Origin of the sequence: Pseudomonas sp. FSL R10-0056, from assembly GCF_009600105.1 — a bacterium.
Classification (GTDB): domain Bacteria; phylum Pseudomonadota; class Gammaproteobacteria; order Pseudomonadales; family Pseudomonadaceae; genus Aquipseudomonas; species Aquipseudomonas bubulae.
The window spans coordinates 55,896-67,844 of record NZ_WIWL01000033.1 but is presented as its reverse complement, the minus strand read 5'-3'; the positions used below and the strand labels follow the sequence as shown (position 1 = coordinate 67,844).

Here is an 11,949-nt window from a genome sequence, read left to right as displayed (position 1 = left end):
TGCCATGACTTGTAAAGCCTATCGCGCCGCCATTTTGCACAGCATCGCCGACCCCGCCGAAGTCGGGATCGAAGCCTCCTATGAATATTTCGCAGACGGCTTGCTGGTGGTCGACAACGGCCAGATCAAGGCTGTTGGCCCGGCCAGCGAACTGCTTGGCACACTGGCCGCCGACGTTGCTGTGACCGAGTACAAAGACGCACTGATCACCCCCGGCTTTATCGATACCCATATCCATTTCCCGCAAACCGGGATGATTGGCGCCTACGGAGAGCAACTGCTCGATTGGCTCAATACCTACACTTTCCCGTGCGAAAACCAGTTCGCCGATAAGGCCCATGCTGACGAAGTGGCTGACGTATTCCTGAAGGAACTGCTACGCAACGGCACCACCACCGCTCTGGTCTTCGGCAGCGTACACCCGCAATCGGTGGATGCCCTGTTTGAGGCCGCACAGCACCTGGACCTGCGTCTGATCGCCGGCAAGGTGATGATGGACCGCAACGCCCCAGACTATCTGACCGATACCGCCGAAACCGGCTACAGCGAAAGCAAGGCACTGATCGAGCGCTGGCACGGTAAGGGCCGCCTGCATTACGCCGTCACCCCGCGCTTCGCGCCGACCAGCACCCCGGAGCAATTGACCCTGGCCGGCAAGCTGCTGGGCGAATACCCGGATGTGTATCTACACACCCATATCAGCGAGAACCTTCAGGAAATCGAGTGGGTCAAGACGCTGTACCCTGAGCGCAAAGGCTATCTGGATGTGTACGACCACTACCAGTTGCTGGGCGAACGCTCTGTATTTGCCCACGGTGTGCATCTGTGTGACGAGGAATGTGCACGGCTGGCCGAGACCGGTTCGGCAGTGGCGTTCTGCCCGACTTCCAACCTGTTCCTGGGCAGCGGCCTGTTCAACCTGCCAATGGCCGAGAAACACAAACTCAATGTGGGCCTGGGCACGGATGTCGGCGCGGGGACCAGCTTCTCGCTGCTCAACACCCTGAACGAAGCCTACAAGGTCATGCAACTGCAGGGCGCACGCCTCGATCCGTTCAAGTCGTTGTACCTGGCTACGTTGGGCGGGGCGCGAGCACTGCGCCTGGAAGACAAGATCGGCAATCTGCAACCGGGCAGCGACGCTGACTTCCTGGTACTGGACTACAACGCTACGCCACTGATGAGCTATCGCCTCAAGCAGTCAAAAAACATCGCCGAGACGCTGTTTGTATTGATGACCCTTGGGGATGACCGTACCGTGCAGCAAACCTATGCGGCAGGCAATCTGGTGCATCAGCGCTGATAATTTCCCTTGTGGGAGCGGGCTTGCTCGAGAGGTTATCGATGCGGTTCTACTGAAGCACCGCGTCGCCTGCATCGCGGGCAAGCCCGCTCCCACAAGAGCAGCCGAGGCTTAAAGCTTGGCAGCAGGCCGAGGGCTTTTGCCCTTGGTTTGCAGCAAGTGCGAAAACACCGCGTGCAAGTCGTCAGAGGCGCTTTCTTCGTCAAGGTTGAGCTTGCTGTCAATGTGATCCATGTGATGCATCATCAGGTGCACGGCCTGGCCGGCATCACGGGCTTCGATGGCATCGATCAATTGCATGTGCTCGTCATAAGAGCAGTGCGAACGGTTGCCGCTCTCGTACTGGGCAATAATCAACGACGTTTGCGACACCAGACTGCGCTGAAAGCTGATCAGCGGCGCATTCTTCGCCGCTTCGGCCAACTTCAGGTGGAACTCGCCCGACAGGCGAATACCCGCACCCCGATCGCCCCGCGAAAAACTGTCGCGCTCGTCCTGGACCATCTTGCGCAGTTGCGCCAGATCATCAGCCGTAGCATGCACCACCGCCAGCTCGGTAATGGCCTTTTCAACCAGTCGCCGGGCCAGAAACACCTGGCGCGCTTCTTCTACGCTAGGGCTCGCCACCACTGCACCACGATTAGGGCGCAGCAGCACAACCCCTTCATGGGCCAGACGCGACAGGGCGCGACGAATAATGGTGCGGCTCACGCCAAAGATTTCGCCCAGAGCCTCTTCACTCAACTTGGTGCCAGGCGCCAGACGCTGTTCAAGGATCGCCTCGAAAATATGCGCATAGACAATATCGTCCTGGGTTCCACTGCGGCCGGCCTTGCCAGCGCGGGGTTGTTTCTTGAGAGGCTGCAACTGTTCGTTCATGGGCACTCGTGTGGGAAGCGGCGGCGAATAAGGGATTACGCTAGTACGTAAACGGGTGTCACCGACCAGAAATTAATGCAAAAAACAGGGCGCATTGTACACAAAGCAGAGTGCCAGTACGACTGTACGGTCGTTTACGAACCCTGCTGTATCGCAACTAGATGCAACCTTTACGTTTAGGCTTGTCGCCTGCCCGAACTCCTATAGCACACAAGGAAGACCGTTCCATGACCGACACCCCGCAGCCGCGCTTGCATCCACTGGCAGACACCTCGCCCTCGGCGGTGGTCGCTGGCTTTATCGCCATGATGACCGGCTACACCAGCTCCCTGGTCCTGATGTTCCAGGCGGGTCAGGCAGCGGGACTTACCAGCGGGCAGATTTCATCATGGATCTGGGCACTGTCGATCGGCATGGCTGTTTGCAGCATAGGCTTGTCTTTGCGTTATCGCACACCGATCACCATCGCCTGGTCCACACCGGGGGCGGCACTGCTGATCACCAGCCTTGGCGGCGTCAGTTACGGCGAGGCCATCGGCGCCTATATCACCTGCGCGGTACTGGTGATCATCTGTGGCATCACCGGCAGTTTTGAGCGCCTGGTCAAGCGCATCCCCTCATCCCTGGCCGCCGCGTTGCTGGCGGGCATCCTGTTTAAAATCGGCAGCGAAATCTTCGTCGCGGCGCAACATCGCACCGGCCTGGTGATCGGCATGTTTTTCACCTACCTGATCGTCAAGCGCCTGTCACCCCGCTACGCCGTACTGGCGGCGCTGCTGATCGGCACCCTGCTGTCGGGCATGCTCGGGCTGCTGGACTTCAGCGGTTTTTCCCTTGAAGTGGCCGTGCCGGTGTGGACCACGCCGTCCTTTTCGCTGGCGGCAACCATCAGCATCGGCATCCCGCTGTTTGTGGTGGCCATGACCTCGCAAAACATGCCGGGCATCGCCGTACTGCGGGCCGATGGCTATGACGTGCCCGCCTCGCCGCTGATCACCACCACCGGGGTAGCCTCCTTGCTGCTCGCCCCCTTCGGTTCCCACGGCATCAACCTGGCAGCCATCAGTGCCGCCATCTGCACCGGCCCCCATGCCCACGAAGATCCGAAAAAACGCTACACCGCAGCCGTGTGGTGCGGAGTTTTCTATGGCATCGCCGGCATATTCGGCGCCACCCTGGCCGCCCTGTTCGCCTCATTGCCCAAGGAACTGGTGCTGTCGATTGCCGCACTGGCACTGTTCGGCTCGATCATGAACGGGCTGAGTATTGCCATGGGCGAAGCCAGGGAGCGTGAAGCTGCCCTGGTGACCTTTATGGTCACCGCATCGGGCATGACCCTGTTTTCAATTGGCTCGGCTTTCTGGGGCATTGTTGCGGGCGTACTGACCCTGATGATCCTGAACGTCAAATCACGCTGAGCTATCAGATCGCCAGTGCCCCGCCATCGACCGCCAGCGCATGGCCTGTGGTAAATGCTGCGCCATCCGAGCACAGGTACAGCACGGCGCTGGCAACTTCTTCGACCGTGCCGATACGCCCCACCGGGTGCATCGCGGCGGCAAATTCAGCCTTGCGCGGGTCGACCTCATAAGCGCGGCGGAACATATCGGTATCGATGACCGCCGGGCACACCGCGTTCACCCGAATATGCTTTTTCGCATACTCAATGGCTGCCGATTTGGTCAGCCCGATCACCGCATGTTTGGACGCCGAGTAAATGCTCATCTTTGGCGCGGCGCCCAGTCCGGCCACCGAGGCAGTATTGACGATCGCCCCGCCACCTTGGGCCAGCATCAATGGCAGCTGATATTTCATGCACAGCCAAACGCCCTTGACGTTTACCCCCATGATCGCATCGAACTCATCCAGGGTACCGTCGGCCAGGCGACCATGCTCGATCTCGATCCCGGCATTGTTGAAGGCATAGTCCAGACGCCCGTAGGTGCTGATTGTCTGCTCCATCAGTTGCCTGACCTGCGCCTCTACAGTGACATCGCAGCCTGCGAAAACAGCACTGCCGCCCGCAGTCCTTATCTGCTCGACAGTGTCTTCACCCGCTGCCACATCCCGATCGGCCACCACCACCTTCAAACCCTCGCCGGCAAATGCCAGCGCCGTGGCCCTCCCGATACCGGCCCCGCCCCCTGTCACTACAGCCACTTGCCCCGTAAACGTCATGCCCATCGTCTTAACCCTCAGCAGAGTGGATCTGTACCCCCGAAACGTTCGGGCACGGCCATCCGCCTATTTATCCGAGTGATAAAAGACTGCCTACAACCATCACCATCACTGATAAAAACCTATTCGTAAGCGCGTATTCACTTGCCCTGTAGCGTGAGAAGGTCTATCAACAGCCATCAATCTCTAAAGAGTTATAGCAATGACTGACCAGACAAACCGCCAATTCCTGCTCGCCAAACGTCCAGTCGGTGCAGCAACCCGCGATACCTTCACCTTCCAGCAAGTGCCCGTAGTACAGCCCAAGGACGGCCAGATCCTGGTCAAAAATGAATACTTGTCCCTCGACCCGGCCATGCGTGGCTGGATGAACGAAGGCAAGTCCTATATTCCGCCGGTAGCGCTGGGTGATGTGATGCGCGCCCTGGGAGTGGGCAAGGTGATTGCCAGCGCCCACCCGGGCTTTGCTGTGGGGGATTACGTCAACGGTGCCCTGGGAATGCAGGATTACTTCACCGGTGAGCCACGGGGTTTCTACAAGGTCGACCCGAAACTGGTACCGCTGCCCGTGTATCTGTCCGCACTGGGCATGACGGGCATGACGGCCTACTTCGCACTGCTGGACGTCGGCGCACCGAAAACAGGAGACACCGTGGTGATTTCCGGCGCAGCGGGTGCTGTTGGCAGCATTGCCGGGCAAATCGCCAAGTTGAAAGGCTGCCGCGTGGTAGGCATTGCCGGCGGCCAAGAGAAATGTAAGCGGCTGGTCGAGGAGTTCGGCTTTGACGGTGTAATCGACTACAAGAACGAAGATATGCTCGCAGGCCTCAAACGCGAATGCCCCAAGGGTGTAGATGTGTTTTTCGACAACGTGGGCGGCGATATTCTCGACGCCGTATTGAGCCGTTTGAATTTCAAGGCGCGGGTCATCATCTGCGGAGCCATCAGCCAATACAACAACAAGGAAGCCGTTAAAGGTCCGGCCAACTACTTGTCACTGCTGGTCAATCGCGCCCGCATGGAAGGCTTTGTGGTAATGGACTATGCCGATCGCTATGCAGCAGCCGGACAAGAGATGGCGGGCTGGCTGCTCAAGGGCCAGTTGAAAAGCAAAGAGCATATTGTTGAAGGCCTGGAAAGCTTCCCGGAAAGCCTGGCGAAGCTGTTCAGCGGGGAAAATCACGGCAAGCTGGTGTTGAAGGTCTGACACACCACATACAGGTGGCAGCGGACTTGCTCGCAATACAGGCACCGCGGCCTGTCAAGGCAGACCGCGGCGCGGCAATCGCGGGCTTGCCCGCGATTGCCGAATCAAAACGGTGGCAAACAGCCTTAAGCCAGCTCAGCTACCACGGCAGCGAGTGCCTTGGCCGGATCCACTGCCTGGCTGATCGGGCGCCCGATTACCAGATAATCAGAACCTGCATCCAGTGCCTGGCGAGGCGTCAGGATACGACGCTGATCGTCCTGCGCACTGCCCGCAGGACGAATCCCCGGGGTTACCAGTTGCAGACCCGGGTGCGCGGCCTTCAGCGCTTGCGCCTCCAGGGCCGAACACACCAGGCCATCCATACCGGCCTTGTCGGCCAGGGCTGCAAGGCGTAACACTTGCTCCTGAGGCTCAATATCCAGGCCAATACCGGCCAGGTCTTCACGCTCCATGCTGGTCAACACGGTCACGCCAATCAGCAACGGCTGCGGGCCGGTGCGCTTGTCGAGTACTTCGCGGCAAGCGGCCATCATGCGCAAGCCGCCCGAACAGTGAACGTTAACCATCCATACGCCCATTTCAGCTGCGGCCTTGACCGCCATTGCCGTGGTATTGGGGATATCGTGGAACTTCAGGTCCAGAAATACTTCAAAACCCTTGTCGCGCAAAGTACCGACGATTTCCGAAGCGCAACTGGTGAACAGCTCTTTGCCCACCTTGACACGGCACTGCTTGGGGTCCAACTGATCAGCCAGTTTCAATGCGGCGTCACGGGTCGGGAAATCCAGGGCGACGATAATAGGAGTCTGGCAGTCGGACATTAGCGGGTTCTCAGGCTGGTCGAAATCGGCGCGCATTGTAGCGGAACCAGCCGCTTACCGGCACCCGATGATCGTAAATACACGATTTTAGTCTTTACCAAGCTTATACCGCACATGACTGAATAACCGGCCTACACTGAAAGCAATCAACACTTACTCACTTAACAGGATAAACAGCAGCACACAGCGCAACCCCTGCCCTGTGCTGCACTCAACACGGAGAACACTCTATGCCTTGGTATGCCTGGTTAATTCTCGTCGTCGCTATCGGTGTCATTGTAGGCGCCCTGATGACACTACGTGACACAGCCAATAAAGTTGAACTGACCGATGAGCAACGCAAACGTGTTGCCGAACGCAATGCCGAAATGGACGCCAAGGAATCAAAAGACAGGTAGTCAGACAAGCGCTCAGGGCCTGCATGCCAAGGAATGAGCATCGGTGAGGAAAAACCTACAAACAGTTGCATGATTAACCACTGCATCTGTTTGAAGGTCGACGCTATGATGGTCCATTGCATAAAGAGACACCTGTCATGCGCTATTCACAAGATCATAAAGCCCAAACCCATCAGCGCATCGTTAAAGAAGCATCCGGGCTCTTTCGACGACACGGTATTGGCGCCACAGGCCTGCAACCCCTGATGAAATCACTGGGCCTTACTCACGGTGGTTTCTATGCTCATTTTTCATCCAAAAACGACCTGGTAGAAAAAGCCTTGCAGCACGCAGCCAACCAGGTTGACGGTATCTGCGCCGAACTGTTCAGCCAGCCCCACCCCCTGCACGCATTTATCGATGCTTACTTGTCTGAGTGGCATCTGACCTCCCCCCATGAGGGTTGCCCGTTGCCGACCATGTCCGCTGAAATGGCCCAACAGGGCCAGGCAAGTGTCACCACCGACCATGTCATCGATGCCAGGCTCAAACAGATCCAGGCGACCCTGCAAGGGTCAGACACTGAAGACAAAAGCATCGTGATTTTCGCTACCCTGGTAGGCGCACTGGTTCTGGCTCGCGGCGCAGAGAGTGATGCACTGAAACAGAAGATTTTCGAAGTCACGCGCAGTACATTGAAGTCGTCAGCGCCTTATGCCTGAACGCTTGCTGACAGCCACAAAAAAGCCAGTCTATGACTGGCTTTTTTCGTTCTGTTACCTGGCTTAGCTGATTACGATCTTGTCGCGGTTTCTCTCCAGAATAACCTTGCCTATGCCTTTGACCTCAAGCAACTCATCGACTGAAGTAAAATCACCATTGGCCTCGCGATAAGCCACGATCGCCTTGGCTTTAACAGCCCCTACACCCGAGAGTTCACGCTGCAGGGTAGCCTCATCTGCGGTATTGATATTAATCGTCACCACTTTGGCATCCAGCACTACTGGCGCAGCAACCACCGGTTCAACTGCTCCGGCCGCAGGTGCGGCATGGGCCACACTGGAAACACCTACCATCAAGGCAAAGAAAATCGAAGAGAGAAAAGCAGTACGCATAATTGACACTCCATAACATCGTTAATTTAAAAACAGCTTTCCTGAGCTGTATTTCAAACTTAGGCGATGGTTATGGAGTGTCAAAAACCAGAGCGTTGCAGGGTGTGTAATCAGGACGGCTCAGCACGGCGTTGCTGGTGAATCCAGTCAACGATTTCACCTTCGGGCGCATAACCACTGACCGTCTCGCGCAACAGTTGGCGTACCCGCATATAGTCATCCTGATCAACAGCTTCAAGCAATTGCGACAATCGCTGCTTGAGCTCTTCCCAAGGCAACATGTCTTCGTTGGCACACATGATCATGGGGTGCCGGGTCGCGACTACGTTATCGCCAATCAGCAACTCTTCGTAAAGCTTTTCGCCAGGGCGCAAGCCGGTGAACTCGATCTCAATATCGCCATGCAGATTTTTATCCGAGCGAACGCTAAAACCAGAGAGATGGATCATTTTCTCGGCCAGCTCGACAATACGCACCGGCTCACCCATATCAAGGACAAAAACATCGCCCCCCTGCCCCATTGAGCCGGCCTGAATCACCAATTGAGCCGCCTCGGGGATCGTCATGAAGTAACGGGTAATCTTGGGGTGAGTCACGGTTAGCGGGCCACCGGCCTTGATCTGCTTGTGAAACAGCGGAATCACCGACCCTGAAGAGCCCAGTACATTGCCAAAACGCACCATGGTGAAACGGGTTTTATTTACCCGCGACACATTGGCCGAGTCACCAAACAGCACGGGCGCCACTTCACGACTGAGTGCTTGCAACGTCATCTCGGCAAGACGCTTGGTACTGCCCATCACATTGGTCGGGCGCACGGCCTTGTCAGTGGAAATCAGAACGAAGTTCGATACACCCGACTGCAAGGCTGCCTGAGCAGTGTTGAGCGTGCCTATTACGTTGTTCAGCACACCCTCGGCAATATTGTGCTCAACCATTGGCACATGTTTATAGGCCGCCGCGTGGTACACCGTATCGACATGCCAGGCCTTCATCACATCCAGCAATTTGTCCGGATTGCGCACAGAACCCAGGATTGGTAGCACCTTAACCGAAAGCGATTCCAGACCGACCCTGCGCTCCAGCTCGCCAAATATGCTGTACAGGTTGAATTCGCTATGTTCGAACAGCAGCAACGTAGTGGGCTTCAAGGCCAGAATTTGCCGGCACAACTCAGAACCAATTGAACCGCCGGCGCCTGTGACCATGACACATTGGCCCTTGATACAACGCTCCTGCAACTCACCTTGCGCGGGAACCGGATCGCGGCCCAACAAGTCGGCAATATCCACTTCCTGAATATCGTCAACCTTGACCCGGCCACTGGCAAGATCCATAAAACCGGGGACACTGCGGACGTGGAGCGGAAAACCTTCAAGCAAACCCAAAATCTCGCGACGACGTGCACGGGACGAAGAAGGGACTGCCAACAACAGTTCCTGGGCGCCGGTACGTTCGATCATCTGCTGAATATGTTCGGGCTTGTAAACCTGCAAGCCAGAGATGATGCGATCTGCAATACTTTCATCATCGTCAATAAACGCCACCGGTCGCATGGCACGACCCATGCGCAAAGCGGCGACCAGCTGGTTGCCTGCGGCACCGGCACCGTAGATGGCCACGCGCGGCAGACCGTCATCTCGACTGGTAAAAGGCACATGCTGGGCCGCAGCAAACCAGTCACCCAAAAAGTATTGGCGCATGGCCAGGCGCAAACCGCCAAGCAGGATAAGGCTCAGCCACCAGTAGTTGAAGATTATCGAACGCGGCACGGCATTTTCAGGGGTGCTGTACCAATACATCACTACGGCCAGGACCAACGACGACAGACTGACAGCCTTGATGATGGCGATCAGTGCATCGTTGCCGAAATAGCGCATGACGGCACGGTACATACCGAAACGGATAAACAGCGGGATGGCAATCAAAGGGGCGCAGATAAACAGCCACAGATGTAGCTTGACCGGATTGATCATATCGTCAATCCCTAGGCGCACGACAAATGCAAGCCATAGGGCGAACCAGACGAGAACCACGTCTGTCACCACTTGAATAACTCGTTTATCCCGTCTCGACAGGTTGAGTAAGTACGCTCGAATTTTATCCATATATCCTTTGAACACCTACGCTACTCCAAAAAACCATCAACAAGCTGACACTCTATTTATCCCTAAGTTGAGCGTCAGACCAGTGAAGCTTCCTGCACGACATCACTCAATACCTTACAGGTCAATTCTATTTCTTGCTGTGTCAGTGTGGGATGAACCAGAAACATCATGCTCGTCTCGCCCAACTCTTTCGCATGCGCTAATCGTAACGAAGGACGCCAGCCAGTACCTTCAAATGCCTTTTCTAGATACACCTCAGAACATGAACCGGAAAAAGCAGGTACACCGCGCGCGACCATCTCGTTGAGAATGCGATCACGGGACCAACTAGTCTTAAGGGCTTGCGGACGTACAAATACATAGCACTTGTAGGCCGCGTGCACATCAGCGACCGGCAACACGGGTACACGAAGTGCAGGCAACTGCCGGGCCTGGGCCCAAATACGTGAAGCATTTTTCAGCCGAGCGGCATGCCACTCTTGCATCCGGCGCAACTGGATGCGTCCGATAACAGCCTGAACCTCAAGCATCCGCCAGTTCGTGCCGAAGCTTTCGTGCAGCCAGCGGAAACCTGGTGCATGCTCACGCTCGTAAACCGCTTCCCAGCTCTTGCCATGATCCTTGTAGGCCCACATGTCGGCCCACAGCTGGCGATCATTGGTGGTGACCATGCCGCCTTCACCGCCCGTGGTCATGATCTTGTCCTGGCAGAACGACCAGGCGGCGATATGACCGATGGAGCCGACAGGACGGCCTTTGTAATGAGCTCCATGAGCTTGGGCGCAATCTTCGATCACCTTCAGGTCATGCTCAGCCGCCAAATCCATGATCGGATCCATGTCACATGGCCATCCAGCCAGATGAACACAAATGAGGGCTTTGGTACGGGGCGTCAACACTGCACTAATGGTTTCAGCAGTGAAGTTCTGCGAGTCAAGGTCGACATCTGCAAATATCGGCACAGCCCCAGCATTAACAATGCTTGAAACCGAAGCCAGGAAGGTACGAGAAGTAACAACAACTTCATCACCCGGACCGATATCAAGTGCCTTCAACGCCACATCCAGTGCTACCGTACCATTGGCTAGGGCCACGGCATATTCCGTGCCTGACCAGGCGGCAAATTCTTTTTCAAAAGAGCGGGTTTCTTGTCCAGTCCAATAGTTGACCTTGTTCGACAAAATTACCGCACGGACAGCGTCGGCTTCTTCTTCCGTGAAGGAGGGCCAAGGAGAAAATGGTGTATTCAGCACGATTCAGTACCCATGATTTGAATGATAAAAAGTTTGTCCGTGCACGCAGGGTGTTCAAAATCTTATATAAATTAAAGATCACTATAAACCATTAATTTCCCAGAGTTTTAGCTGGAACACCCACAACTGTTGTGTCGTCGCCAATATCACTCACCACTGCAGCTCCTGCCCCGACTCGCACGTTGCAGCCAATATGGATCGACTGCTTTACAGACGCACCGATGCCGATCCAGCTTAACTGGCCCACACTGACTGTGCCCGCAAGCCTGGCCCCGGGACTGACATGGACACATTCGTCCAAAAGACAATCGTGATCGATGCTACACCCGGTATTGAGGATGACTCCATCACCAATGGTCGCTCCCGGATTGACCACAACACCCGCAAAGGCCACAACACCTTTGCCTACTTTGGCATGTCGGCTAATGGTGGCAGAAGGATGAATCAAGGTGATGAGCTTTGCCCCAGCGTTGGCCAAATCAGCCAGTTTCGAGCGTCGGATTTCATTATTGCCAATTGCAACTATGACGCCGTCAAATTCCTGCAAGCGCGCCAACAAGCCATTGGTGTCACCGACAACGGGCCAATGGCCAACCAGCCGTGCAGTGGGCCAGTGGTCATCAAACACCTCGATAGATTCCCAGTGGCAGCATTCAGCGGTGTCAGCAACGACCTTGGCATGACCTCCTGCGCCCAGAATTGCAA

Annotated in this window: 11 protein-coding genes and 1 pseudogene; 5 read left to right on the top strand and 7 right to left on the bottom strand. The window is 56.1% G+C overall.

Annotated elements, in window-relative coordinates; translation table 11 throughout:
* The first annotated feature begins 4 nt into the window (after positions 1-4).
* The gene (guaD, locus tag GHO42_RS02240; RefSeq protein ID WP_153326575.1) at positions 5-1,303 is read left to right on the top strand and encodes a guanine deaminase; all 1,299 of its coding nucleotides are present in this window, start codon (positions 5-7) and stop codon (positions 1,301-1,303) included.
* A gap of 111 nt (positions 1,304-1,414) precedes the next feature.
* Here guaD and GHO42_RS02235 read toward each other — a convergent pair whose 3' ends face one another.
* Positions 1,415-2,182, bottom strand: coding sequence for a GntR family transcriptional regulator (locus GHO42_RS02235; RefSeq protein WP_095002775.1), 768 nt, complete (start codon positions 2,180-2,182; stop codon positions 1,415-1,417).
* 227 nt (positions 2,183-2,409) lie between these two features.
* On the opposite strand from GHO42_RS02235, the gene GHO42_RS02230 reads away from it, so the two are divergent.
* Entirely contained in the window at positions 2,410-3,600 is a 1,191-nt protein-coding gene (locus GHO42_RS02230; RefSeq protein ID WP_095025014.1) for a benzoate/H(+) symporter BenE family transporter, read from the top strand.
* Positions 3,601-3,604: 4 nt separating this feature from the next.
* Here GHO42_RS02230 and GHO42_RS02225 read toward each other — a convergent pair whose 3' ends face one another.
* On the bottom strand, positions 3,605-4,366 hold the full coding sequence (locus tag GHO42_RS02225) for an SDR family oxidoreductase (protein WP_095020227.1): 762 nt from the start codon (positions 4,364-4,366) through the stop codon (positions 3,605-3,607).
* Positions 4,367-4,562: 196 nt separating this feature from the next.
* On the opposite strand from GHO42_RS02225, the gene GHO42_RS02220 reads away from it, so the two are divergent.
* Positions 4,563-5,567 carry an NADP-dependent oxidoreductase gene (locus GHO42_RS02220; RefSeq protein WP_095002778.1) on the top strand — a complete coding sequence of 335 codons (1,005 nt, stop codon included), beginning with the start codon at positions 4,563-4,565 and terminating at the stop codon, positions 5,565-5,567.
* Positions 5,568-5,692: 125 nt separating this feature from the next.
* On the opposite strand, the gene pyrF is transcribed toward GHO42_RS02220, so the two are convergent.
* Positions 5,693-6,391 carry an orotidine-5'-phosphate decarboxylase gene (gene pyrF / locus GHO42_RS02215; protein WP_165446498.1) on the bottom strand — a complete coding sequence of 233 codons (699 nt, stop codon included), beginning with the start codon at positions 6,389-6,391 and terminating at the stop codon, positions 5,693-5,695.
* A 230-nt stretch (positions 6,392-6,621) separates the two neighbouring features.
* Here pyrF and GHO42_RS02210 point away from each other — a divergent pair, with 230 nt between their 5' ends.
* Both GHO42_RS02210 and GHO42_RS02205 read left to right on the top strand, forming a co-directional pair.
* On the top strand, positions 6,622-6,789 hold the full coding sequence (locus tag GHO42_RS02210) for a DUF2897 family protein (RefSeq protein ID WP_095002780.1): 168 nt from the start codon (positions 6,622-6,624) through the stop codon (positions 6,787-6,789).
* 137 nt (positions 6,790-6,926) lie between these two features.
* Positions 6,927-7,490 carry a TetR/AcrR family transcriptional regulator gene (locus GHO42_RS02205; protein ID WP_095002781.1) on the top strand — a complete coding sequence of 188 codons (564 nt, stop codon included), beginning with the start codon at positions 6,927-6,929 and terminating at the stop codon, positions 7,488-7,490.
* Positions 7,491-7,553: 63 nt separating this feature from the next.
* On the opposite strand, the gene GHO42_RS02200 is transcribed toward GHO42_RS02205, so the two are convergent.
* The 4 genes and pseudogenes from GHO42_RS02200 to GHO42_RS25970 form a co-directional block, all read right to left on the bottom strand.
* On the bottom strand, positions 7,554-7,883 hold the full coding sequence (locus tag GHO42_RS02200) for a helix-hairpin-helix domain-containing protein (RefSeq protein WP_095002782.1): 330 nt from the start codon (positions 7,881-7,883) through the stop codon (positions 7,554-7,556).
* Positions 7,884-7,993: 110 nt separating this feature from the next.
* Entirely contained in the window at positions 7,994-9,991 is a 1,998-nt protein-coding gene (locus tag GHO42_RS02195) for a nucleoside-diphosphate sugar epimerase/dehydratase (RefSeq protein WP_095032189.1), read from the bottom strand.
* 74 nt (positions 9,992-10,065) lie between these two features.
* Positions 10,066-11,244 (bottom strand): DegT/DnrJ/EryC1/StrS aminotransferase family protein, encoded by a 1,179-nt coding sequence (locus GHO42_RS02190; RefSeq protein ID WP_178126939.1) that lies wholly within the window; start codon positions 11,242-11,244, stop codon positions 10,066-10,068.
* Between the two features lie 91 nt (positions 11,245-11,335).
* Positions 11,336-11,941 (bottom strand): annotated as a pseudogene (locus tag GHO42_RS25970) (acetyltransferase); the annotation flags it as partial.
* Positions 11,942-11,949 lie beyond the last annotated feature (8 nt).